The sequence below is a fragment of the Pseudoalteromonas rubra genome (genome assembly GCF_005886805.2).
GTDB lineage: Bacteria > Pseudomonadota > Gammaproteobacteria > Enterobacterales > Alteromonadaceae > Pseudoalteromonas > Pseudoalteromonas rubra_D.
The window spans coordinates 803,676-827,873 of record NZ_CP045429.1 but is presented as its reverse complement, the minus strand read 5'-3'; the positions used below and the strand labels follow the sequence as shown (position 1 = coordinate 827,873).

29 protein-coding genes are annotated in these 24,198 nt (G+C 46.8%); 12 read left to right on the top strand and 17 right to left on the bottom strand.

Translation table 11 applies throughout. The features are described from left to right. Window positions 1–12 precede the first annotated feature (12 nt). From CWC22_RS03670 to serA, 4 genes are all read left to right on the top strand, one after another. Window positions 13–549 carry a hypothetical protein gene (locus tag CWC22_RS03670; protein WP_125558027.1) on the top strand — a complete coding sequence of 179 codons (537 nt, stop codon included), beginning with the start codon at window positions 13–15 and terminating at the stop codon, window positions 547–549. After that, complete coding sequence (locus CWC22_RS03665) at window positions 549–1,175, top strand: 5-formyltetrahydrofolate cyclo-ligase (RefSeq protein ID WP_138536249.1); 627 nt, start codon at window positions 549–551, stop codon at window positions 1,173–1,175. Before CWC22_RS03670 ends, CWC22_RS03665 begins: the two co-directional genes overlap by 1 nt. Before the next feature lie 133 nt (window positions 1,176–1,308). After that, entirely contained in the window at window positions 1,309–1,962 is a 654-nt protein-coding gene (rpiA, locus tag CWC22_RS03660; protein WP_138536247.1) for a ribose-5-phosphate isomerase RpiA, read from the top strand. A gap of 12 nt (window positions 1,963–1,974) precedes the next feature. Further along, window positions 1,975–3,204, top strand: coding sequence for a phosphoglycerate dehydrogenase (gene serA / locus CWC22_RS03655; RefSeq protein ID WP_138536245.1), 1,230 nt, complete (start codon window positions 1,975–1,977; stop codon window positions 3,202–3,204). Window positions 3,205–3,299: 95 nt separating this feature from the next. Here the strand turns inward: serA and mdh are convergent, their stop codons facing one another. Next, a complete protein-coding gene (mdh, locus tag CWC22_RS03650) occupies window positions 3,300–4,232 on the bottom strand; it encodes a malate dehydrogenase (protein WP_125558033.1) in 933 nt (310 codons plus the stop codon). 272 nt (window positions 4,233–4,504) lie between these two features. On the opposite strand from mdh, the gene argR reads away from it, so the two are divergent. Further along, a complete protein-coding gene (gene argR, locus CWC22_RS03645; protein ID WP_125558035.1) occupies window positions 4,505–4,972 on the top strand; it encodes a transcriptional regulator ArgR in 468 nt (155 codons plus the stop codon). 6 nt (window positions 4,973–4,978) lie between these two features. Here the strand turns inward: argR and CWC22_RS03640 are convergent, their stop codons facing one another. From CWC22_RS03640 to CWC22_RS03620, 5 genes are all read right to left on the bottom strand, one after another. Continuing rightward, window positions 4,979–5,893: a Dyp-type peroxidase gene (locus CWC22_RS03640; RefSeq protein WP_138536243.1), complete on the bottom strand. Its 915-nt coding sequence runs from the start codon at window positions 5,891–5,893 to the stop codon at window positions 4,979–4,981. 330 nt (window positions 5,894–6,223) lie between these two features. After that, window positions 6,224–7,255, bottom strand: a complete 1,032-nt coding sequence (locus CWC22_RS03635; RefSeq protein ID WP_125558039.1) for an ABC transporter ATP-binding protein — start codon at window positions 7,253–7,255, stop codon at window positions 6,224–6,226. Continuing rightward, window positions 7,255–8,886: an ABC transporter permease gene (locus CWC22_RS03630; RefSeq protein WP_138536241.1), complete on the bottom strand. Its 1,632-nt coding sequence runs from the start codon at window positions 8,884–8,886 to the stop codon at window positions 7,255–7,257. The genes CWC22_RS03635 and CWC22_RS03630 overlap by 1 nt, the downstream gene beginning before the upstream one ends. Continuing rightward, window positions 8,887–9,891 (bottom strand): Fe(3+) ABC transporter substrate-binding protein, encoded by a 1,005-nt coding sequence (locus tag CWC22_RS03625; RefSeq protein WP_125558043.1) that lies wholly within the window; start codon window positions 9,889–9,891, stop codon window positions 8,887–8,889. A gap of 720 nt (window positions 9,892–10,611) precedes the next feature. After that, on the bottom strand, window positions 10,612–11,280 hold the full coding sequence (locus CWC22_RS03620; protein ID WP_138536240.1) for a tRNA-uridine aminocarboxypropyltransferase: 669 nt from the start codon (window positions 11,278–11,280) through the stop codon (window positions 10,612–10,614). Window positions 11,281–11,428: 148 nt separating this feature from the next. Between CWC22_RS03620 and CWC22_RS03615 the strand changes: the two genes are divergently transcribed. Further along, window positions 11,429–11,782, top strand: a complete 354-nt coding sequence (locus CWC22_RS03615; protein ID WP_125558047.1) for a hypothetical protein — start codon at window positions 11,429–11,431, stop codon at window positions 11,780–11,782. 11 nt (window positions 11,783–11,793) lie between these two features. Continuing rightward, window positions 11,794–12,330, top strand: a complete 537-nt coding sequence (locus CWC22_RS03610; RefSeq protein WP_138536238.1) for a GNAT family N-acetyltransferase — start codon at window positions 11,794–11,796, stop codon at window positions 12,328–12,330. A 36-nt stretch (window positions 12,331–12,366) separates the two neighbouring features. Here the strand turns inward: CWC22_RS03610 and CWC22_RS03605 are convergent, their stop codons facing one another. From CWC22_RS03605 to folB, 3 genes are read right to left on the bottom strand one after another with little or no spacing between them, the layout of a single operon-like run. Then, window positions 12,367–13,170: an undecaprenyl-diphosphate phosphatase gene (locus tag CWC22_RS03605; protein WP_125558051.1), complete on the bottom strand. Its 804-nt coding sequence runs from the start codon at window positions 13,168–13,170 to the stop codon at window positions 12,367–12,369. After that, window positions 13,167–13,655, bottom strand: a complete 489-nt coding sequence (folK, locus tag CWC22_RS03600) for a 2-amino-4-hydroxy-6-hydroxymethyldihydropteridine diphosphokinase (RefSeq protein ID WP_138536236.1) — start codon at window positions 13,653–13,655, stop codon at window positions 13,167–13,169. The genes CWC22_RS03605 and folK overlap by 4 nt, the downstream gene beginning before the upstream one ends. Window position 13,656: 1 nt before the next feature. Continuing rightward, window positions 13,657–14,007: a dihydroneopterin aldolase gene (folB, locus tag CWC22_RS03595; protein WP_010382997.1), complete on the bottom strand. Its 351-nt coding sequence runs from the start codon at window positions 14,005–14,007 to the stop codon at window positions 13,657–13,659. Between the two features lie 109 nt (window positions 14,008–14,116). Between folB and plsY the strand changes: the two genes are divergently transcribed. Further along, window positions 14,117–14,707 carry a glycerol-3-phosphate 1-O-acyltransferase PlsY gene (plsY, locus tag CWC22_RS03590; RefSeq protein ID WP_138536234.1) on the top strand — a complete coding sequence of 197 codons (591 nt, stop codon included), beginning with the start codon at window positions 14,117–14,119 and terminating at the stop codon, window positions 14,705–14,707. 10 nt (window positions 14,708–14,717) lie between these two features. On the opposite strand, the gene tsaD is transcribed toward plsY, so the two are convergent. From tsaD to CWC22_RS03575, 3 genes are read right to left on the bottom strand one after another with little or no spacing between them, the layout of a single operon-like run. Continuing rightward, on the bottom strand, window positions 14,718–15,731 hold the full coding sequence (gene tsaD, locus CWC22_RS03585) for a tRNA (adenosine(37)-N6)-threonylcarbamoyltransferase complex transferase subunit TsaD (protein ID WP_010383001.1): 1,014 nt from the start codon (window positions 15,729–15,731) through the stop codon (window positions 14,718–14,720). Between the two features lie 37 nt (window positions 15,732–15,768). Then, window positions 15,769–16,365 carry a YjaG family protein gene (locus tag CWC22_RS03580; RefSeq protein WP_138536231.1) on the bottom strand — a complete coding sequence of 199 codons (597 nt, stop codon included), beginning with the start codon at window positions 16,363–16,365 and terminating at the stop codon, window positions 15,769–15,771. Continuing rightward, a complete protein-coding gene (locus tag CWC22_RS03575; RefSeq protein WP_125558057.1) occupies window positions 16,349–16,681 on the bottom strand; it encodes a DUF2007 domain-containing protein in 333 nt (110 codons plus the stop codon). The genes CWC22_RS03580 and CWC22_RS03575 overlap by 17 nt, the downstream gene beginning before the upstream one ends. 63 nt (window positions 16,682–16,744) lie before the next feature. Here CWC22_RS03575 and CWC22_RS03570 point away from each other — a divergent pair, with 63 nt between their 5' ends. The 3 genes from CWC22_RS03570 (at window position 16,745) to CWC22_RS03560 (ending at window position 19,744) form a co-directional block, all read left to right on the top strand. After that, window positions 16,745–17,143, top strand: a complete 399-nt coding sequence (locus CWC22_RS03570; RefSeq protein WP_010383007.1) for a DUF2721 domain-containing protein — start codon at window positions 16,745–16,747, stop codon at window positions 17,141–17,143. Between the two features lie 59 nt (window positions 17,144–17,202). Next, window positions 17,203–18,729 carry a DUF3369 domain-containing protein gene (locus tag CWC22_RS03565; RefSeq protein ID WP_125558059.1) on the top strand — a complete coding sequence of 509 codons (1,527 nt, stop codon included), beginning with the start codon at window positions 17,203–17,205 and terminating at the stop codon, window positions 18,727–18,729. Between the two features lie 109 nt (window positions 18,730–18,838). Next, the gene (locus tag CWC22_RS03560; RefSeq protein WP_010383012.1) at window positions 18,839–19,744 is read left to right on the top strand and encodes a LysR family transcriptional regulator; all 906 of its coding nucleotides are present in this window, start codon (window positions 18,839–18,841) and stop codon (window positions 19,742–19,744) included. A gap of 185 nt (window positions 19,745–19,929) precedes the next feature. On the opposite strand, the gene ubiA is transcribed toward CWC22_RS03560, so the two are convergent. Then, entirely contained in the window at window positions 19,930–20,796 is an 867-nt protein-coding gene (ubiA, locus tag CWC22_RS03555) for a 4-hydroxybenzoate octaprenyltransferase (protein ID WP_138536229.1), read from the bottom strand. Next, window positions 20,793–21,320: a chorismate--pyruvate lyase family protein gene (locus CWC22_RS03550; protein WP_171044982.1), complete on the bottom strand. Its 528-nt coding sequence runs from the start codon at window positions 21,318–21,320 to the stop codon at window positions 20,793–20,795. Before CWC22_RS03550 ends, ubiA begins: the two co-directional genes overlap by 4 nt. Before the next feature lie 155 nt (window positions 21,321–21,475). On the opposite strand from CWC22_RS03550, the gene CWC22_RS03545 reads away from it, so the two are divergent. Continuing rightward, a complete protein-coding gene (locus CWC22_RS03545; RefSeq protein WP_049863946.1) occupies window positions 21,476–21,871 on the top strand; it encodes a flagellar basal body-associated protein FliL in 396 nt (131 codons plus the stop codon). A gap of 24 nt (window positions 21,872–21,895) precedes the next feature. Here the strand turns inward: CWC22_RS03545 and glpG are convergent, their stop codons facing one another. The 3 genes from glpG to tdh form a co-directional block, all read right to left on the bottom strand. Beyond that, entirely contained in the window at window positions 21,896–22,717 is an 822-nt protein-coding gene (glpG, locus tag CWC22_RS03540) for a rhomboid family intramembrane serine protease GlpG (RefSeq protein ID WP_138536225.1), read from the bottom strand. Next, window positions 22,714–23,031 (bottom strand): thiosulfate sulfurtransferase GlpE, encoded by a 318-nt coding sequence (glpE, locus tag CWC22_RS03535; RefSeq protein ID WP_010383018.1) that lies wholly within the window; start codon window positions 23,029–23,031, stop codon window positions 22,714–22,716. The genes glpG and glpE overlap by 4 nt, the downstream gene beginning before the upstream one ends. 87 nt (window positions 23,032–23,118) lie before the next feature. After that, a complete protein-coding gene (gene tdh, locus CWC22_RS03530; RefSeq protein ID WP_138536223.1) occupies window positions 23,119–24,144 on the bottom strand; it encodes an L-threonine 3-dehydrogenase in 1,026 nt (341 codons plus the stop codon). Window positions 24,145–24,198 lie beyond the last annotated feature (54 nt).

The window sequence follows — 24,198 nt, the reverse complement described above, 5'->3', positions numbered from 1 at the left end:
TGAGGAAACCTCATGAGCGAACATTTTCGCGTCGTGTTTTCCGGCTTTAAGCCCGACACTGACAGCCAGGCAGCCACAGAGCAACTCGCTGCCAAGTTAAAAGTACCGACGCAGAAGGTCGTCGACTTCACTGCCGGCAAACCCTTATTTGGCCCAGGTGATAAGCAAAAATGTCTAAAGCAGGCCAAATTACTCGCCGTATACGGGATCCAGAGTAAGCTGCAATCACAGGCCTCAGCCCCCGTAGAAAACGTTCAAAATGCAGCTAATGAACGTGTATTTGATGCTCTAGATTACATCACCAGCAGTCTCATCCGTATCGAAGAAAAGCTCGATGAACTGGAGCAACGCATAGATGGTAAGCAGGTCCAGGATGAACAGCATGAAGAAGATGAGTGGGAAGATGAAGCTTTGTTTAGTGAACTGGAACTCGACAATGAGCCCCCCAAACGCTCTAAGAAGCTGCTGTATATTCTCCTGTCATTATTAGTGTTGTTACTGATTGTGTTGGGGCTCAGTCTTGCTTTCCCTGAATTGGTACCTATGTAATGAAAGCAGCCTCACTTGAAAATGAAAAAATTGCATCATCAAGGAAAGATATCAGGAAAAGCATTAGGAAATTGCGTAACAGCCTAACTGAACAACAACAAATAGAGGCAAGCAAAAAACTAACTATTAATTTTTTTCAACATGTGAAACCCACTAAAAACGCCCGCATCGGGGTCTACCTCGAGAACGATGGCGAACTAAGAACTAACCTTTTAATTCAATCACTTTGGTCCAAAGGTGTGGACCTTTATTTGCCTGTAATACACCCCTTCAGCGGCGTTACTTTGCTCTTTCAGAAGTATGAAAAAAACTCACCCATGAAGCGGAATCGCTATGCTATCTTAGAGCCAGAATTGAATTGTAGCCAAATTTGTCCACTGGCGCAGCTAGACTACTTGCTGCTCCCTTTGGTGGCATTTGACGATTCAGGGAACCGCCTTGGTATGGGCGGTGGCTATTATGATCGTACGCTGGCGCGTTATTACCGTGAGAACTGGCAACAGCCTAAATTGATTGGTCTGGCTCATGAATGTCAGAAAGTTTCAGCACTACCAACCGAAGCCTGGGATGTGCCTTTACCAACCATAATCACGCCACAGCACTGCTATCAGTGGCAAAACGTGTAATAACGCGTTGTCACTGTAAACAAGCCTTGAGCACCTGATCATAATTTCAGTCATTGATGGCATATGACATATTTTTTTTGTGCTTTGAGCGTATAATTGCGAACCAATAATCAACTAAAACAGTGATCGCGTTATGACTCAAGATGAAATGAAAAAAGCAGCTGCCTGGGCGGCATTACAATATGTAGAAGCCGGTACAGTCGTTGGTGTAGGTACAGGTTCCACCGTCAATCACTTTATAGACGCACTAGGAAGTGTCAAAGACACCATAAAAGGAGCAGTTTCAAGTTCAGAGGCTTCTACGGAAAAGCTCAAAGCACTGGGCATCGACGTGTTCGAACTCAACGACGTCTCTGAACTGGATATATATGTGGATGGCGCAGATGAAATTAATGCTCACAATCAGATGATCAAAGGCGGTGGCGCAGCTCTGACACGCGAAAAGATTGTCGCTGCTGTTGCCCGCAAGTTTATCTGTATCGTCGACAACACCAAACATGTAGACGTATTGGGACAATTCCCGTTACCGGTTGAAGTGATCCCAATGGCACGCAGCTATGTTGCCCGCGAATTACTTAAGCTCGGTGGCGATCCCGTCTATCGTCAGGGTGTGGTAACGGATAACGGCAATGTGATTTTGGATGTGCATGGGCTGTCCATCACACAAGCAACTGAACTGGAAGAGAAAATTAATCAAATCGTCGGTGTTGTTACCAATGGCCTGTTTGCTCAGCGCGGTGCCGACATCGTCATCACTGGTACCCCAGAGGGGCCACAAATTAAGTAACAGGAATGAGTCATGAGTAAGGTATCCTTGTCTAAGGACAAAATTCGCATTTTATTGTTGGAAGGCGTACATCAGAGCGCAGTTGAAACGCTCAAACGCAACGGTTATAGCAATATCGAGTACGTGAAGACATCGCTACCTGAAAATGAACTGGTTGAGCGGATCAAGAATGTCCACTTTGTGGGGATCCGCTCGCGCACTCACCTTAATGAAACGGTGTTAGAAGCGGCTGAAAAGCTGGTCGCGATTGGCTGCTTCTGTATTGGTACTAATCAGGTCGATCTCAGTGCAGCCAAAAAGCGCGGCATTGCCGTCTTTAACGCCCCATTTTCAAATACTCGCTCAGTGGCGGAACTGGTTTTGGGTGAAATCCTGCTATTGTTGCGTGGCATTCCAAAACGCAACGCCATGGCACATCGAGGTGAATGGTTTAAATCGGCCATCGGCTCTTTTGAAGCCCGCGGTAAAACGCTGGGGATCATCGGATATGGTCACATAGGCACTCAGCTGGGGATCATGGCTGAAAACATCGGCATGAAAGTCGAGTTTTACGACATTGAAGACAAACTGACCCTGGGTAATGCACAACAGGTCCAGAGCTTAACCCAGCTGCTTCAACGTGCCGATGTAGTTAGCCTGCATGTCCCAGAAACGCCACAAACTAAAAACCTAATCGGTATGGCCGAGCTGGAAGTGATGAAGCAAGGTGCGATTCTGATCAATGCATCTCGCGGTACAGTGGTAGACATCGATGCACTGGCCGAGGCACTTAGCGCTGGAAAACTGTCTGGTGCTGCTATCGACGTATTCCCGGTCGAGCCTAAGTCTAATGAGGAAGAGTTTGTCTCCCCACTGCGTCAATTCGACAATGTGATCTTGACGCCACATGTCGGTGGTTCTACGCAGGAAGCACAGGAAAACATTGGCATTGAAGTCGCGGGTAAACTCACTAAGTACTCAGACAATGGCTCCACCGTCACCGCAGTCAACTTCCCGGAAGTGTCACTGCCTGAGCTATCAAACCGCAGTCGTCTGCTCCATGTGCACGAGAACCGCCCAGGCGTCCTGACACAAATTAACCAGGCGTTTGCACAACATGGCATCAACATTGCCGCGCAGTATCTGCAAACGGATGACAGCATTGGCTACGTGGTCATCGATGTTGACAGCGACCACTCTGAAGTTGCATTAAAAGAGCTAAGCGCAGTAGAAGGTACTATCCGCGCCCGGATCCTGCACTAATAAACCGCATATGCCGCAGACACAAAAAAGCCTGTCACAAGACAGGCTTTTTTAGTTTCAATTGCGGTGCAATTTATTGCACTGCAATGTGGCAATTATGCCATGAAATCAACACCTTCTTTGATGTCTTTTTCAAGAGTCGCAAGCATGTCGTCTTTTGCTTGTTGCTCAAACGCGCTCAGCTCGCCGTAAGGTAGCAGCTCTTCTACGCCGTTTTTGCCAAGACGAACTGGTTGTGCGAAGAAAGTTGCATCACCAGTGTTGCCTTCAACGTAAGCGTACTCAACCACGTTTTCACCTTGCAGACCTTTAACCAGTGAGAAGCAGAAACGCGCTGCCGCTGCGCCCATAGACAGAGTTGCAGAACCGCCACCCGCCTTCGCTTCAACCACTTCAGTACCCGCATTCTGGATACGTTTAGTCAATGCAGCTACTTCTTCGTCAGAGAACTCAACGCCCTCAACCTGAGAAAGAAGAGGCAGGATAGTTGTACCTGAGTGACCACCGATCACAGGTACTTTAACGTCGTTTACGTTCAGACCTTTCAGCTCAGCGATGAAAGTCTCTGCACGGATCACGTCCAGTGTTGTTACACCGAAAACGCGAGCTGGATCGTAAGTACCCGCTTTTTTGAATACTTCAGCAACGATTGGCACAGTGCCATTCACAGGGTTAGTGATCACACCAACCAGAGCTTTAGGACAGTTTTTAACGATGCCTTCAGACAGAGTCTTGATGATGCCCGCGTTTACATTGAACAGATCAGCACGATCCATACCTGGTTTACGTGGCATACCTGCAGGGATCAATACGATGTCTGCATCAACCAGCGCTGCATCCAGGTCGTCTTTACCAAAACCAGCGACTGTTACCGCTGTTGGGATGTGAGACAGATCAACCGCTACGCCAGGTACTACTGGCGCTACGTCATATAGCGCAAGCTCAGAACCAGCAGGCAAACCGTTTTTAAGCAAAAGAGACAATGCTTGACCGATACCGCCAGCGGCACCTAATACAGCAACTTTCATTGGAATTCTCCATAATTTGAAGGTGGAATTAAATGTGCTGTAAAGATAATGAAAAGCGCCGCCAAAAACAAATTTATACGCGCAATTTTCGTCTTTTTTTCGACTATAGTTGTAAAGTTCGCGACAAATTCTGCTACTAATGGTTTACGCATGCGCTGCGTTTCTAATATAGATAATCTACACCGCTTGAAGAATCTTCTTGTCCTGAAATTTGGGTAACAGACTGGTTTTGTGTAAAATCCTAACAGTCGAGTCACAAAGAAGTATTAAGTATGCAGCCGCAGGAAAAACAAGAAGCCCTCGTTAAAGCCTTTAAGGCCCTGTTAAAAGAAGAAAATTTTGGTTCTCAAGGTGAAATTGTCGATGCCCTCAAAGAACAGGGATTTGACAATATCAGCCAAAGTAAAGTCTCTCGTATGCTAAGTAAGTTCGGTGCCGTCCGGACCCGCAATGCCAAACAGGAAATGGTGTATTGTTTGCCCGCCGAGATGGGCGTACCAACGGCAAAAAGCCCATTACGCCAGCTGGTCATTGACATAGTGCACAACGAGATGATGATCATCATACGCACCAGCCCGGGCGCCGCCCAGCTGATTGCACGCTTATTGGATTCTTTGGGATCTGCCGACGGTGTATTAGGGACCATCGCTGGCGATGACACCATTTTTATCGCACCCGCCAAAGTGTCTGAAATCGACGCGACGCTGGAGCGGGTCAAAACACTGTTTGACAACGTCTGATAACGATTATGACTGCGCCATTTGTTGCAAGAACTGTAACGATGGCGCAAAAAATGCGGCCCCCATATCGCCTTGTGAATAATCCAGTAACGGATCATAATCCCCATCACCAGACAATCCAAAGCGACTATGTAATAGCTGCTCAAACGCGTTGCCTTTTGCAGCGCAGCTGAGCCATAGGCTCCCCTGCTCATAAACATCCCCATAGGGCATACTCTGATTCAACAACAATGGCCTGCCTTCACTGTCTTTTATTTCATTCAATCGAGCATGATTGTATGGTGGCGCATCATCAATCAACTCGTTGTCCAGCCGAGTGCGCCCCATCAGTTGCTCCTGATCTGACAAAGGTAACGCCTGCCAGCGGGCCAAATCGAACTGAGTCCGCAAAATATGGATATAACTGCCCTGATCATCCAGGCCTCCAGTGTTATTCACTAAGGCTACCTGACGTTTAAACCGCCCGTGAGGTATATCGGCACCATAAACAAACCCATTAAAATCTCGACCATCGAGAAAACGAAAAGCGCGTACCTGCGCAACCAGTTCAACACACCCGGACAACATGTGAAGCACACTCTGGGCAAACAGGTGATTCACGTCTTCCCGATCTGAGCGGATCACATAAAGCAAATCAAAAGGCTGACTGTTACACAAATGCTCACTGCTTTTAATCAGGGGAAAACTTTTCAACTGAGGGGGAATGAACTCGGGATAAATATGGGGCCAATATTGCGCCCCAACAGCCACAAAGCTGCTGAGCATGGCCTCTGAAAAGCGGTCACTAAGTTCGTCCTGTAGTCTGCCAGACTGACTGAGTGCCGAGCGCACCGCCTCATCCTGACCATCCAGTACATTAAAAAATAAGTGCAAACCATGCAGATTTGCCTCGGCACATACCCCTGATTGTGCTTGCGCCATCACCCCATCCTATCATTATATCAACACGCGAAAATCTGACATAATATCAATCCGCATAATTAAGTAGCTCGTCTTGAGACGGAAAAATCTCGGTGATAACCAAGCAAAAATTTCTCATTTAGCAGCTCTAAATGAGAAATTTTTTACACAGTCAGCGGCTGATTTAACCCCTCACAGTGGTTGTGCATAAGTGCTGATTTCTATATGCGCCAACAATACTGCACCTGAGCGGTACGGTTGTGCCAGTTTGTTATTAGACACTTCCTGCCGCCGCCCAGCTCATCGCACTAATCCAAAACGCTTTAAACTAATGTAACGAATTGTTATGCATTAAGAAAAGAAGTTTATCGCATGGGGCTTAATTTTCAAACTTACCGGCCGACTTAGATCCAGTGGTTTATCTGATGGCATAGCAACCTCCAACATTTGGCCTTCCAGCTCGATGGCATATAAATACTCAGTGCCAACAAAGCGGTGTTGTGCCACATCAACTTGTCCCTGCTCGGTATTAAACAGCTCAATGTGACTGGGCCTAAGGTAAATCTGCCCTTCCCGTGCCGGGCTCTCAATATCAATCAGAGACTCTACCGAACCAAACGCGGTTTCAACCTGCGCACCATTGTGACGCTGTGCCGAAACGTACGCACCCTGTCCCAAAAACTCAGCAACCTGGCGACTGCTCGGATGCTGAAAGAGTTCTTTGGGTGTGCCTAACTGGGCGATCTGCCCCTGGTGCATGATAGCGAGCCGATCGGCAAAGGCAAACGCTTCATCTTTTGAATGACTGACGAAGATAGCGGATACCTGCTGATCCTTAATAATATCGCGAATATCTTTGATCAGCTGAAAGCGCACCTGTGCATCAATATTCGAAAAGGGTTCGTCCAACAATAACAAGTTCGGGTGATATGCCAGCGCTCTGGCAATGGCCACACGCTGCTGCTGACCACCAGATAATTCATGAGGAAAGCGCTCAGCATAGCCTTCAAGGTGGACCAGCTCTAACATGTGCGCAACGCGATTTTGTCGTTCTGTCTTGCTCAGCTTATTCAAACCAAAAGCAATATTCTGTGCCACCGTCAGGTGAGGAAATAACGCATAGTCCTGAAACATCATGCCTATATTACGGTGCTGAGGAGCGACAAAGTGCCGCTCACTGCTGACACTTTTACCATTGATTCGGATTTCCCCCTGTTGAGGGTGCAACAGGCCTGCAATCGCTTTCAGGGTGGTGGTTTTGCCGCAGCCACTGGCGCCAAGCAAACACACTATTTCATTCTCATCCACAGTTAAATCAAGCTGCTGGATTACAGGATGGCCGTCATAGTGATAGTTTAACGATTGAATTTCTAAACTTGGCATTAGTTATGTTGCTCCATTGAGCGGTTGACCCAATATAACGGGATAAGCCCGACCAGGACGATAAACAGCGCTGAAATCGAAGCCAGCTCCAACTGCTCATCACTGACATACTGATAAACATGGGTGGCCAGGGTCTCAAAATTAAAGGGACGCAATAACAGCGCCGCAGGCAGTTCTTTCATACATTCGATAAAGACCAGTAAGCCAGCCGTCAGCAAGCCTCGCTTGAGCAGGGGCAAATGAACCTGAGTCAGGGTCTGAAAGCGCCCCTTCCCGAGTGACAAACTGGCCATGTCGATACTTGGGCTGATCCGTACAAAGCTGGATTCAACCGCGCCATGTGCAATGGCATAGAAGCGCACCACATAAGCAAAAATCATCGCGAACAAGGTACCACTCAGTAACAGTCCTGGCTCAAAACCACTGCCATCCAGCCAGTCATTGAGTTTGGTATCCATCAGTGTCAACGGTAGCAAGACCGCAATGGCCAATACAGTACCTGGCAGGGCATAACCTGTACTGGCAAAACGTCCTGGCAGGTTGGTGAACTTACCCGGCTCGATGCGCTGATAGTACACCACCAGTAAACTGATAAACATGGCAATCACGCTTACATACAAACTGATCTGTAAGCTTTGCAGCGCATAGGTAAAGAACTCAGCATTCCAAGCCTGTTCGAAATAATGAAAAGCATAATTGAGTAATATTCCGACCGGAACAAAAAACGCGATGCCAAGGATAAGCATGCAAAACCCCCAGGCCAGCCATCCTTGGTAACCCGTCAGGTCATATAAGTGAGTGTCGTTAACACCAGACTGACGCTCATGCACCACCTGAGTTTTACGGCTCATGCGTTCAAGTAACAAGGCAACAAATAAAAACAGCAGCATAATACCCGAAATTTTGGCCGCCGCTGTCAGGGAATAATACCCCAGCCAGGTGTCATACACTGCCGTCGTCAGGGTACTGACCGCAAAATAATGGACTGTGGCAAAGTCTGCCATAGTTTCCATACTGATCAGCGCAAGTGCTGCGACAATCGCACCACGAGACAGAGGCAGGCTGACTTTAAAGAAACTTTGCGCCGGACTCATGCCCATCAGCTGGCTTGCCTGAACCAGTTTAAAAGACTGTTCTCGCAATGCAGTTTTAAAAATCAAATAGAGATAGGGATAGAGCACCAGTGCTATCATTACAATCGCACCGGGCAAAGTTCGCAAGTCGATAAACCAGTAATCATCCGGTCCCTGCCAGCCAAATTGCTGCCGTAGCCAAATTTGAACCGGGCCCGCATAATCCAACAGGTCGGTATAAACGTATGCGATAATATAAGCAGGCAGTGCAAGAGGTAACATCAACGCCCATTCAAACACCCGCTTACCGGGAAAACGACAATAGGCTGTTAACCACCCCAAAGGCAGGGCTATTAAGGCGCTGAGCGTCACAACGCCGGCGATCAGCACCAGGGTGTTACGGGTGTAGTCCCATAACACACTCTGCCATAGATGGCTGAATACTTCCGATTCGCCTTGCAGCGCCTCGAAAATCAAAAATGCCAGCGGGATTGACAGTGCAATGCCTATCAACCACGCCATGCTCTGCCACGAGGACAGACTTTGTTTTAATTGCATTTACAGGTCAAATTTTACCTCATCGATGAGCTTAAGCGCCATCGGACGGTATTTACTGATCTCGGACAAAGGTAGGCTGTCTTCCTTAAAAGTGCCCCAGGATGCCACTAATTTCGACAATTCGACGCCCGGTTTAACCGGATATTCCATATTCATCGAGGCGTACATGTTCTGTGCTTTATTGTCGGTCATAAACTCGATCAGTTTCAAGGCATTTTCTTTGTTTTTCGAGTACTTGGTCATCACGACACCCGAAACATTCAGATGTGAACCCCGATCACTCTGGTTTGGAAAGTTAATGTAGACGGCATCTGCCCAGGCTCTTTGCTTATTGTCTTCAAGCATTTTGCCGAAGTAATAGCTGTTGCCCAGCGCCAGATCACACAAACCTTCTTTTACGGCTTTTACCTGAGCGCGATCATTACCTTGTGGCTTACGTGCCAGGTTTGCTTTAACCCCTTGCAGCCAGGTTTTGGTTTCAGCCTCGCCATGGTGTGCAATCATAGAAGCGACCAGACCCAAGTTGTATGGGTGTTTGCCCGAACGTGTACAAATCTTACCTTTGTATTTAGGGTTAGCCAGCTCTTCGTAGCTCAGGCTAGTCAACTTGCCCGCTCTGTCTTTAGAAGAATAGACATTACGTACGCGTTTGGTCAGCGCGACCCAGTGACCATCCGGATCACGAAAGCTGGCCGGGATATTTTTGTCAATTTTGTCACTTTCAATGGCATTGGTCAGTCCCATTTCCTCTAACTGGATCATGGCGCTAAAGTTTGATGTCAGAACCAGATCGGCGCGACCGTGTTTGCCTTCGCGTTTAACCCGCTCAATCAAACCTTTTTTCGCGAATACAACATTGGTCTTAATGCCGGTCTGTTTAGTAAAGTCATCCAGGATCGGCTGGATCAAGAAAGGCTGACGATAGGAATAGATGTTCACTTCATCCGCAGCGACAGCAGATAAACTGGTTACAGCAGCAAGCAGTGTTGCGATTGCACTTTTCATATAAGCTCCAAATAATAACAATAACTATTCTCAGGCTATGGTAACCCGGATCCCGACAAAATACAGCCGATAGTTCAACATATTGCAATTTTATTAAATAGCGACATCCGGACATTTAGTTGTGAGAGATCTCTCACTAAGCATGTCGCAATCTATGAAGATACCGCTGACTTTATCAGCAAAATATAAAAAGGTCTTTGTTAGATAACAAGTTTTTTTATAGCCAATGCCTTTACCCGAAATTCAAAGCGTTTTTTCGTGCTGTCATCTCACCCAGACTCCCATATACTTTAGTCATCTCAAGGGGAGAGCACAAAGCAACATGGAAACGGATTGAGTTGCTTATCAGGGAGTTTGTGCGGTAGGAGTGTCAGGAACTAGGATTAGGCTTCGGACAACAGGAAATGCCGATTAAGTAAGGACGTTGATGCACAGGTGGATGGTGCATTGGAATACAGGGAGATAGGAACAAGTCAGGATGACGACACAAAGGATGGTTAGCATGGACTAATTCAGCAACTGGGACTGCTGATTGCTTAAAGGACAGTACAGGATGTACATCTCGCAGAATGACAACGCAAGGCGAGACATGGACGAGCATGTAAGGAGTTGATCTCATCAACATAGCAGGATGCTATTTAGAAGATTCCGTCAAGCGCGGCCCGCAAGGGTCGCGCTCTTCTTATTTTGACTGACTGTCACTTCGCGTGCTTTATTGACTCAAGAAAGCTTACTTTTTTTCCCTTTCAGATAGGCATCTCGAAAATCCACAAAATGCTGAGTCAGGTACTCTGCGGCCTGCGCCTCGCCATTTTCAGCCAACACCACACAAGCGACTTCTGCGGTGCCCAGTTGATGGGCGTGCGGAGCCACTCTCAGCTTGTAATCCGATAAGCTTTCAGGCGTTACCGACAACACCGGAAATTGATCCAGATAAGGGCTTTTACGAAACATCTTTTTCGCTTCACGCCAGGTACCATCCAGGAAAATAAAGAGCGGTTTTTTACCACTTTGCCGAGTTACACTGTGCACTACGCGTTCCGGTTCCACATTTTCGGCAGGAAAGACCACGACTGGCTGATAAGCCGGATCCTCTAGTAAAGTCAGCAAGCCTGGCTCAGGATCAGTGCGGTCCCAGCGAAATGCATGATTATCTGGTACAATATCCGCGATAAGTCGACCTGTATTAGACGGCTTAAAGCTCTCATTATGGTACATAAGCAGGCACACTGCGCTATCACACTCGGCGACCTGAACACCCGCACAAATACACAGCGGCTGTGCCAGTAAACACCGTTCACAACGAGGTAGTTTTGACCCCCGAGCCTTGAATTCCCGCCGTGCGGATGCGATTTGTTGGGCTCGTAATGCCAGTACCGAGTTTTCCACGCCCACGCAGCTCCCATTTTGCATAAAAATGCCAATTTTAGCAAAAAGTACGTCTCAATAGAACTGCTCGTAGCCTTAGTCTATTTTTTAGTAACAGACTTAACTATAATTGCGCGCTTCACTAATCTCGAAATGGAATTGAAATAATATGAAAAAGCTAATTTTGCCCGCGCTTTTATGCTTACCTTTATTCGCAAATGCGACAGCTTACACACAAGTTGCAACAATTAAAGATATGACCGTTAGTCACAACACAGTGCGTGTTAAGTTATCTGTAATGAACGAACTTTCTGAATGCTCATCTTCTCCCACCAGCGCCAAATGGTATCACTTAGATCTAACTAAGGAAGGCAGCCAGCATATTTACTCCTCTTTACTGGCAGCTAAATTCGCGAAGCAAAAACTGTTCATGGAACTGAACGGTTGCTTCACTCAGAATGCAAGCAGCAAGTACCCAAGAGTTACGCAGGTTTATATGTGCGATACCATGTGGTGTCAATAAAGAGAAACAACATGATCATTTCCCCTTCAGCACGTTTGAAATACCGCCTCATGACTCAAAATGATGGTGATTTACTCACTGAACTGGACAGTGACCCGGCGGTAATGCGCTATTTAACCAATGGCAAACCGACTTCTCGTGAACAAATTGAGCAATTCTACCTGCCTCGCCTGGCTAAGTTTACGAACCCGGAACAGGGCTGGGGCCTGTGGCATTGTAGCTTGATTGATGACGAGACTTTTCTGGGCTGGGTGTTGATCCGTCCCATGTATTTCTTTAATGGTGAAATGGACGAGCGGGATCTGGAAATAGGCTGGCGCTTCAAACAAATCGCCTGGGGAAAAGGCTATGCAACCGAAGCTGCCAGACACATTGCCACGCACCTGGCTGAGCAGGATAAAATGGATTATCTCAGCGCAGAGGCACTCAAAGAGAACCTGGGCTCAATTAACATCATGAAAAAGCTCTCCATGACTTTCTTACGAGAGGGTATTCATGAAAGCCCGGCTGGACCGATGGATGTAGTGTATTATCGAAAAGCGGTATAACAATAAAGCGGGTAAACATACCCGCTTTATGTCAGCTTACACCATCAGGAAAATCACCAGGAACAAACCTAACAGCAAACGATAGATCACAAATGGCAGCATCCCCATCCGTTCTATCACTTTCAAGAAGAAGTGAATACACGTATAAGCTGCGATAAAGGACAACGCAGCTCCAGTAATTATGGCGCTCCAGTCGATCAACTCATCTCCCGTGGCCAATTTCAATGTGTAATACCCACCCGCTGCAGCAATGATTGGAATAGACATTAAAAAAGAGAAGCGGGCCGCACTTTGTTTATTCAGCCCCAGCATCATGCCTGCCGTCATGGTGATCCCTGAACGCGACGTGCCCGGTAGCAAAGCTGCTACGACCTGGGCAAAGCCAATGATCAAGGCGCTGCGCCAGTTCAGTTGATAAATGGTTTTGGTCTGTTTTGCAGTGGCATCAGCATACCAAAGTAACAAGCCAAAAATGACCGTCGTTGCCGCGATAACCCAGGCGCTTCGGGAAAAGTCTTCGACCAGATCTTTGGCCAAAAACCCAATAACAAGACCCGGGATCGTTGCCACGATAATCCACCAACCAAGGCGACTATCATCCGTCGAACCTTGCTTGCCGAAAGATTTAAACCAGGCGCCCAGTATGTCGGCAACTTCTTTGCGAAAGTAAATGAGTACAGCAGCCAATGAGCCAACGTGCACGGCGACATCAAATGCCAACCCCTGATCTTGCCAGCCGAATATCTGAGACGGCAATATCAAATGTGCTGAGCTGGAAATCGGCAGAAATTCGGTTAATCCCTGGATCAATGCCAGGACAATAATTTCGATGATACTCATGGTAAAGAAAACTCCACTTTCCATAGTTTTTGCGCTTGGTTGTCATAAGCTTGCCAGATCTCGACCATGCGACAGCCCAGCGCGGGATGAATAAAATCTGGGGCTATTTCAGCCAGAGGCCGGAGCACAAAGGCGTTCTTAGTGACCTCATCACGTGGTAGCTGAGCAGGAGAATCACAAATCACATCGTCGTAGAACAAGATATCCAGATCCAGAGTTCTGGGGCTGAATTTCTTGTCCTGAGGCGTCCTGCCGTTATCGCGCTCTATTTGTTTTAACAAAATGCATAAGTCTGTCAGCGACATGTCGGTATGCGTCGCAAACACAGAGTTATAGAAGTTTTTACCGTTAAACCCCACAGGCTCACTTTCATACACATCCGAATGGACATAATCCGGAAAATGCTTAATGAGCGTTGTCAGACCCTGACGGAAATGACGGTCGCGATCAACATTGGACCCTATACTGATAAACACATGCGCCATACTATCGGTTCCGCGTGATTTCCAGGCCAACAGTTTGTGCCTGAGGCACAGCTGCCGGCTTGCTGACCCGAATAGTGATAGCCTCAATAGCAAACTCTTGTAGAATAATGGCTGCCAATTGCTCGACCAACGTCTCAAGCAGTTCAACCCGACTCGCCTCAGTATGAGCAATCACCCGCTCACTGACTTTGGCATAATCTACGGCCAACGTAATGTCATCCTGTCGCGCAGCTGCAGAGATATCAGTCTTCATCGCTATATCAAAGAAAAGGCTTTGTTTACTTTCTTTTTCAAAGTCGTAAACTCCTATTATGGTCTCGACGTGTAATTGCGAGATATAGACCGTGTCCATGTAAACTCCTGACATGACTGATTCGGATCGGCTTTTTCACGTACTCAGCCGCCTTAAAATAAAGCGACGATGATAGCCCAAATAACGGCAAGAAAAAATAAGGAAGCTTGTGATAGTCAGTTTAATATGTATTTGTGCTTATTTATTTGGTTCAATCTCTTCCGCGATTTTGATTTCCAGGCTGTTTTCATTGCCCGATCCCCGCTTTTCTGGTTCAAATAACCCTGGCGCAACCAATGTGCTACGGCTTGGCGGTAAACTTCCTGCCGCTCTGGTCCTGGTATTTGATATTCTCAAAGGGACTATCCCAGTGTGGGGAGCCTATTTTCTGGGCATTGAACCCATCTGGCTGGGCATTGTCGCAGTGTGTGCCTGTCTGGGCCATATTTACCCGGTATTTTTCCATTTTAACGGCGGTAAAGCGGTTGCGACAGCGTTTGGGGCACTACTGCCAATCGGACTATCACTTGGGGGGATGCTGATCGGTACCTGGCTGCTCGTGTTGGCACTAACACGTTACTCGTCACTCGCAGCGATTGTAACCGTATTAGCCGCGCCGGCATACACCTGGCTCATCAAACCTATGTACACATTGCCCGTGTGCTTTTTGACTTTACTGATAATATTTCGCCACAGAGCCAACATTCGTCGGCTCCTGAGTGGGACCGAGCCTAAGCTCGGTAAGAAAAACGTCGACTAACGTCAGACCATTACAGTGGCGGTAAGCTATCCAGTGGCCAACGTGGCTGAGTTTTCATACTTAACTCAGCAGTTTGCCCCGCTTTAAGACGCTGCATGCCTGCATAAGCGATCATCGCACCATTATCAGTACAAAACTCAGTACGAGGGTAATACACTTTGCCTTTCATCCCCTGCATCATACGCTCAAGCTTAGTGCGCAGCTCAGTATTCGCACTTACACCGCCAGCAATGATTAAGCGATTAATGCCAGTTTCTTTCAGGGCGCGTTTACACTTAATCGCCAATGTATCAACTACGGCCGTCTGAAATGCATGGGCAATATCAGCTTTGGTTTGCTCGTCATCCCCTGCAGACTTAATGGTATTCGCCGCTGCGGTTTTCAGACCACTAAAGCTAAAATCCAGGCCAGGGCGGTCTGTCATAGGCCTTGGGAACACAAACCGGCCAGCCACGCCCTGTGTTGCTAACTTAGCCAGCATGGGACCACCCGGATAGTCTAACCCTAAGAGTTTCGCCGTTTTATCAAAGGCCTCACCAGCGGCATCATCCACCGACTCACCGAGTACTTCGTATTCACCAATGCCTGCCACTTTCACCATCATAGTGTGGCCACCAGATACCAGTAAAGCAACAAATGGAAACTCTGGCATGTCATCTTCCAGCATAGGCGCTAGCAAATGCCCTTCCATGTGATGTACAGCAACGGCGGGAATATTCCAACCAAACGCCAGTGAGCGGCCAATGGAAGTGCCTACAAGCAAAGCCCCCACCAAGCCAGGCCCTGCTGTGTAAGCAATGCCATCGAGCGACTCAGGGCCACAGCCGGCCTGTTTAAAAGCGGCTTCAATTAAAGGAATGGTTTTGCGAACGTGATCTCTCGATGCCAGTTCCGGTACTACGCCACCATAATCCGCGTGAACTTTTACCTGACTGTACAACTGATGCGCCAAAAGTCCCTGCTCATCATCATAGATGGCAATCCCCGTCTCATCGCAAGAAGATTCGATACCTAGAATTCGCAATGTTGATTCTCCACTACTAAAAATTTGGACAAATGATTCAAGCGTCGATTGCCAAACCAATGTTTGTCTGGCCGTCGCTCAATGCCAATGCCTTAAGTGTTTTAACCGACTGATTATCAATCCTCGGCATTTGTGCAACACAATCGATGAGTTCACCAAGCACGTCGATTTCGTATTGCATCAATGGATGCTCTCTCACATGTTGATTATTCGGCTCAATGTCTTCTGCCATCAGTAAGAATTCAATGTATCTGGCCACGGTTGCTTGAGATATTTTAGCCACATTGACAAACTCACTTTCATCTTTACTCATTACACCCTGAATAAAGCCGAGTAACGCCGTAGCCACGTCGATTGCGGCATAGGCGCCGAACATGTCGAAGTCTTTTAGCTCCGGAACATTAGGCTCAATTTTTTCAATTTGTTTTTCTAAGCTGATTTTACTTTTCGGCAGCAACACTTTTTCCCAGCAAACATTCAGTGCACTGCGTAGGGTCGTCTCATCCCCAAACCCGGTCGCTTCACTGAACAAACCATAATTTGGCAGCATACGTTCTAATATCGCAGCCGCAAGCACCGCTTTTTGTAAATAATTTAGCTCTCTGATGCGCTGAAAGTTATTTGCCTTCGTCATAGCTTTTTCCACAGTGCCAGCAATATTGAAACCCCGAACCATTGTGTTCAGAACAGCTGCTGCACTGCCAATCTTCCGATAAATTAGTTTGCTGATAGTTTACCAAGATTTCTTCTGCCTCGGGTACTTTTATCGCACAGACAAATATTTTTATTGTATTTTGCGCAAAGGGCATTTCTCCCAGAGCAGCTGCCAGTGCCTCTCCTTCGACGTGGGTTTTAAGTCGGGCCTGTGCCAGCAACCCCAGTACAATGTGGGCTTCCAATGGGTTATCCGTGCGATATACGCACGTCCAGTCAAACATTGTATTACTCATCACTGGACTCCAAAATTTTGCTATGATAATCACTATTGTAGCGTGCTTAGACGGAGTACAAAAATGACGCTCACCACACCAGGATTGTTGTTCCCTGCAATCTCTTTGTTATTACTTGCCTACACCAATCGATTCTTAGTTTTGGCGCAACTGATCAGAGAATTAAACGCCAGAGAAGGTGACCAACTCAGACCATTGGTTGTCGCCCAAATCGACAACCTCAAAAAGCGTATCAAGCTTATCCGCCTGATGCAGGTATGGGGCGTCATCGCCTTTTTACTCTGCACTATGTCCATGTTTGCCCTGTTCATTGAAGTAGCACTTTTAGGGGTCATTTTGTTTGGCGCTAGCCTCTGCTGCTTGGCACTTTCTTTGCTACTTTCACTCTATGAGATACACATTTCTTGTGATGCCATAGAGATTGAACTCAACAATATTGAAAAAAAGCCAATACAAGATTAAGCAACTCACTTTTTTGCTGGCTATACTAACAGGGAACAGGCACTAAGCAGAGGTTCTATGTGAGCAGCTTTCTCTTTACAAATGAGCCGCTTAAGGATGAGGAGCAAATTACAGTGGATAATGCCCACTGGGATATCCTGGTGGTTGATGATGAAGAGGATATCCATCAGGTAACCAAATTGGTGTTATCTGATTTTAGGTTTGAACAAAAACCCTTGCGTTTTCACCATGCCTACTCTGCAAAGCAGGCAATGGATATCCTAAATTCCGAAGAGTCCATATCTGTTGGGCTGATCGACGTTGTTATGGAAAGCAACCACGCAGGGCTCGATCTCATTAAGTTCATTCGCAACGACATGGCCAATCATGACATTCGCCTGATTTTGCGCACCGGGCAGCCCGGAGAAGCGCCAGAAGAATCAGTTATTCGTGATTATGATATCAATGATTACAAAAATAAAACCGAGCTCACCGCAGTAAAGTTAAAGACCTTGCTCTACTCTGCACTGCGTTCCCACCGCGATATTCAGACTATAGAGCGCCATAAGCGGGGACTGGAGCGAATTATTGATGCCTCTTCGAGCTTTCTAAAATGTAATAATGTTCAGGACTTTGCCTCGACTATTCTGTCCCATGTTGCCGATGTGATGGGTCTCACTGATTCCGATATTTATTGTGCAGCTGCGGTGAATAAACAGAATGGCGCAGGAGCTGAATTTCAGCTACTGGCTGCGTCTGGCGCAGGGATCGAGCCGGAACAAACCGCATTACCGGATAAGGTAAAAAGTCGCTTTATAGAAACACACAATCGTAAAACGTCCAGTAAGTCCGACCACGAGTATGTCGGTTATTTTACCAGTCAGGCAGGCCTCGAGACCATGTTATACGTAAGTAAAAAAGGCCTGTTACAACCTACAGATTGTCAGCTGCTGGCCTTCTTTGCTAACAACATTGCGCTAGCATACGACAATCTGAACCTCAGAGAAACGGTAAAAGAATCACAAAAAGAGTTGTCTTATATACTCGGAGAAGCTGTAGAGAAACGCTCTAAAGAAACAGGGTCACATGTTAAGCGCGTGGCACATTACAGTTTATTACTGGCTAAATTAGTCGGATTGAACGATTATAGAGCCGAAATTATTAAACTAGCGTCACCGTTGCACGACATTGGAAAAATTAGCATCCCAGATGTCATTCTCAATAAACCAGGAAAACTGAATGACGATGAATGGGCAATAATGAAGACTCATGCCCAGCAGGGTTATGAAATACTAAAAAACTCAACAAATGATATTTTGCAATGCGGCGCAATTATCGCACACCAACACCATGAAAAGTGGGACGGTAGTGGATACCCGCAAGGGCTCAGAGGTGAACAAATAGACATTGCCGGAAGAATTACAGCACTCGCTGATGTGTTCGATGCATTGGGCAGTGTTCGCTGTTACAAGCCGGTTTGGACACTTGAAAAAATTCTAACAGAGATAAAATCCCAGCGAGGCCAACAATTTGATCCCAAACTGGTTGATCTGTTTGTAGAAAATCTGGAACAATTCATCGCAATACGCGATCAGTACCCAGACTAAATTTTGTAAGCGAAATGTAAAAAATTCACTTGGATGTTTCTCTAAACTGTATTAGTATTAGGGAATCAACGTTGTCATTGCATTTTTGTTGAAATAAAAGGAATTTCACATGAGATTTGAACAACTCGAGCAATTCGTTGCTTTAGGCAATTTACGCCACTTTAGGCAAGCCGCAGAACAAACCAATATCAGTACTTCCGCACTCACCAGAAGCATTCAGACACTGGAAGATGAAATTGGCTGTGAACTTGTCAAACGATCTACCCGCTCCGTCAAACTGACCGAACAGGGCGAACTTTTTCTGAATTATTGTAAGTCGACCTTATCGGAATTAGACATAACCAGAAACACTATCAAACAAAGCTTGTTTGGTCGTGATCAACAACGTGTTGTCGTTGGTTACACCGCACAGGCCAGTAGCATAGTGCCAACGTCATGTGGACAGTTTTTGGCGGATTTCCCTAACGTCAAAGTTGAGATGCAACTTTTGAATGAACACGATCTACTTCGCAAGCTACAGCTTGGTGAAATTGACATCAGTGTTTACCTAGAGTCTGCAACCAGCTTAGTGAGTGATATCCATCTGCCTGACCAACTTGTTTTGTTTGTTGCTAAACAACATCCACTCGCGACACAAGACAGTATTCGTCGCAGTGAGCTTGCTCAGTACCCAATGTACGGCTGTTTCTCTCAGTCTAAACAGGTGCAGAACATGCTAAATGAGGCGGTTGAAGGGCTTAACAAATCAACCAATGTCAAAATTGGTAATATCAGCCAGGTGATTGACGGACTGAAGAATAGCCAGAGCTTTGCCATTGCAAGCATTGAACATTCTAAGGTCATCGCGCAAGACCCGGAACTGATCTTACTGAAGACTAACAAGGACGCTAGTCATGAGCAAATTGTCGTGCAGACCAGTCACCAACTTGGCAGTGGTTCACACGTCAGTAACTTGTTGTCATTAATTGAACAAACAGCACAGAAAAACGCCGTTGCTACAGCGGTGAATAGTTAACGATTAGCTAACTAGGTTTCTTATACTGTTTGGTTAAATGGGAGTTTAGAGCGAGTTTTAGGTATTCTATTCGGGTGTTTAGTATAAACCCGCGGTAATGGAGTCAAAAAATTCGCTCACCCTCACTCGCTTCCTTTCAACAATAACCCCTCACGAGCCTCTAGGCTATTGACTGGGGATCCCCCTCAAATACCAACAACCACTCCGACAAACATCGCCAGACCAACGTAATTATTGCTCAAAAATGCCTGAAAACACTTTTCTCTGCTTCTGTCATTGATCTGCCATTGCAGCCTAACCAGCCACCCTCCGGCAACCACAAAGCCACACCAAAACCACACAGACAAAGTGACCTGGGTTGCAACCCAAGCCATACAGCCCAAAAATGCCAGATTAAGGGCAGCAATAACGTGTCTGTCCCAACGACCGAACAAGATGGCGGTTGATTTAATACCGACGACAAGGTCATCGTCCTTATCCACCATGGCATATTTAGTGTCGTAAGCAACCGTCCAGAGCAAGTTAGCAATAAATAACACCCAGGCAATGGCAGGAACCGTTTCCTGAACAGCCATAAACGCCATGGGTATTCCCCAGCTAAACGCGGCGCCAAGAACAACCTGGGGTAGATTGGTATAGCGTTTCATGAAAGGGTAAACACTGGCCAGCACGAGCGCGCCAAATGACAATAAGATGGTTTGCCAGTTCAGCATCAATACCAGCGCAAAAGAGGCACCGATCAATAATAAAAACAAAGAAAGCGCTTCACCTTCACTGACTGCGCCTCTGGCAAGTGGCCGTTGAGCCGTTCTTTTGACTGCACCATCGACCTTACGATCTGCAAAGTCATTAATCACACAACCTGCACTACGCATCATAAACGTGCCGAGAGCAAAAATGAGTAACAAATGCCACTGAGGAACACCACCAGACGCTATCCACAAACTCCAAAGCGTTGGCCACATCAGCAGTAAAGTACCAATGGGCTTTTCAACACGCATTAGCTGCTTGTATTCGTTTACGTGGTCTGCTCGCAGCCGCGATAGCTTCATACCATAACTCCATTCAGGAAGATTTCGCACACCAGTACCTTGCAAGTTTGACGCGTAAAAACGCTCCGTCTTGCAAAGCAAGGATCACTGTATAGTCTCTCTTTGGTCGGGAAAAATGAGGGGAGCAGCTTTTGCTCCAGTGTCGCAACCTCAATGTCGCCTCTTTGCCACGCCTGTTGGTCAAACAAGCGTTCACCTAACGGGGTAGTGCCAATGTTATCTAACCCCAGTGCATTGGCACTATCAGGTATCCAGCTCTGGCCGTAAACCATGGGAATATCATCACAATATAGCACGACTTCGCGACACAAGGCGCTGTCACAGTTCAGAATCGCTTGTACTTCCCCATCAAGCTGACGCACCTGCTCACTGAGTACCTCGACATGCAGTATACTGCAATGTGAGCGCAGTAAGGCTGTCAGAGAGCCAGTTTCGCATAGCAATGAGCGCAGGGCGTCCGGGATGTCCTTATGCCGGGCAAGTGGTTCCCAGCTTGATTGCAATAAATTTGGCAGATTAAACAAGTCAGTAATTCAATTCAGGAAATAACCGCGCCATAATAGCAAAGCTTACTCCGGCAAAAAAGTTTACCTTTCCCTTACTCACTGCTGTTCATAACCTGATTTTACGTATAAACTAATCCTATTGTTGGTATTTAGTTAAGTATTTTCAGGCTATTATGAATCGGATCTGTATCGCGTTGATGGCATTTTTGCTAGTTTGTGTGAGTACAAACTCACGCGCTGAATCAACCGTTGGCTACTTTGGATTTGAGCCTGACATCATTACCAACTATATCGGGCAGTCCAATAAAAAGCTCGGCTACGTTCGGGTGACGGTAGATTTAATGCTTGATGATGTCAGCAATATTGCCGTTGTTGAGCATCACACTCCCCTACTAAGAGATGCCATAGTGCAAATCCTGAGTAAGGAACCAGAAGAAACCATCAAGTCACTGACAGGGCGTGAAGAAATACGCCAACGTTGTGCAGAAAAGCTGAAAACACTCCTCAAAGAAGAAACCGGACAAGAAATCATCCGCGAAGTGCTGTTCACCAAGTATTTGTACCACTAAAGTCGCGAGGTTATTCGCCTCGCGTTAAACCTGGCCAGAATCGCGAACACGCAACAGCATTGCGACCCCCATACCAGCCAATAAGCCAAACAAGTGTGCCCAGTTCGCCATATTGACAAATAATACGTCCGTAAAGCCCAACACCATCCAAATTAACATAAAGCCAACGACAGGGGTTCCTATCAAAGGAGGAGACTGTGGATGTTTAACAGAATGGATCCAGCAAAAGCCCAGCAAGGCATAAACCACACCACTGAGACCGCCAAAATTCGCATCGGCTAACAAATACTGCATCCAGTTGCTCAGCAATGCACCAGCCACAAAGACAGTCCAGAGCACCCAATTACCCAAGCGACGCTCAATCATATTACCCAGATAAATCCACCAGGACAGATTAAAAACCAAATGTAGCAGGCCAAAATGCAAAAAAGCGGGAGTGATCCAGCGCCAGGGGGTATGAGGGTCAAACTGCAAAGTGTCAAACACCGGCTCAACGCCATACACAAAGAAGCTCATGAATATCCCCAAAGAGAGGATAAAAACGGCTTTGAGCATCCAGCTTAGCTGGGTAAAACGCTGCCACAAGTTCAGTTTGGTGCCCTGATATACAAGCGGAGATTCTTTCGGTGCAAGTTGCCAGGACGCTGCCAGGTATTTATCCTGATAGGGATCTGCGACAAATTCCTGCCAGATCTCACTGGCCTGAGACCAGTGTTGCTCAGCAACCCACACAGAAGCCTGCTGCCCATCTTCACTGGTCACCCGGCACTCGATATGATGCGTTTTCAGATAGTCCGCAACTCCCTGAACCGCGCGTGGGTTATTGTGGGAGCCTAACAGTTTCATTTTGCTACACTATCCGGAAGTTCTTGCGCCCACTGTGTGAAACCGCCATCCATGCTGTATACCTCTTCAAACCCTTGTTCAACCAGGTAATTTGCAGCACCTTGAGAGCTGATCCCGTGATAGCACACCACGATAATTGGGTGCTCGAACTCTTTTTCCTGTAAAAAATGTCCCAGGTTATCATTCGACAAATGTTCCGCCCCCGGAATGTGTCCTTGTGCAAACGAGTTAGCATCACGGATATCAGCAATAACCAGCTCAGATTGCGCCAACATTTCTTTGGTTTGGGCGACTGAAATATGTTTAAAACTCATAGTACTCTCTAATTAATAAGCAGACACAAAAAACACCTCGTTAGCGGTCACGGACCCGAGGTGTTTTAAAACAGGCTCATGTAGACCTTAGTCCCAGTTTAAGATCACTTTACCCGATTGACCAGAGATCATCGTATCAAAGCCTTGCTGGAACTCATCAACGTGAAACTGATGAGTGATGATCGGGTCTAAATTCAGACCGGACTGGATCAGACTCGCCATTTTATACCAAGTTTCAAACATCTCGCGACCATAAATACCTTTGATCACCAACCCTTTGAAAATCACCTGGTTCCAGTCAACAGCCATATCGCTTGGTGGAATACCCAGCATGGCAATTTTACCACCATGGTTCATGTTGTTCAGCATGCTATTGAACGCCACAGGCACACCCGACATTTCCAGGCCGATATCAAACCCTTCTGTCATGCCTAACTCTGCCATCACGTCTTCAAGTTGCTCTTCGGCCACATTTACAGCCCGGGTTGCACCCATTTTACGAGCCAGCTCCAGACGATATTCATTTACGTCCGTGATCACAACATGGCGTGCACCCACATGTTTTGCAACAGCGGCGGCCATAATTCCGATTGGGCCTGCACCTGTGATCAGCACATCTTCACCCACCAGGTCAAAAGACAAGGCAGTGTGTACAGCATTACCGAATGGGTCAAAGATAGATGCCAGTTCATCGGAGATGTTATCAGGGATCTTAAACGCATTGTATGCAGGGATAACCAGATATTCTGCAAACGACCCCTCACGATTGACGCCCACACCTACGGTGTTACGGCACAAATGTACACGACCGGCACGACAGTTTCGACAATGACCACAAGTAATGTGACCTTCACCTGATACACGGTCGCCAATCTCAAAGCCACGTACTTCCTGGCCCATGTCTACGACTTCACCTACGTATTCATGTCCAACAACCATAGGGGTTGGAATGGTGTTTTGCGCCCATTCATCCCATTTATAAATGTGTACATCAGTACCGCAAATGGCGGTTTTACGGATTTTGATCAGCAGATCGTTATGCCCAACTTCCGGTTTGGGCGCATCCGTCATCCAAATCCCTTCTTCTGCTTTTAACTTGGATAGTGCTTTCATGTGTTTTCACTCATTAGAAACACGCAAGCCATCAGCTTGCGTTAAAAATCGCTC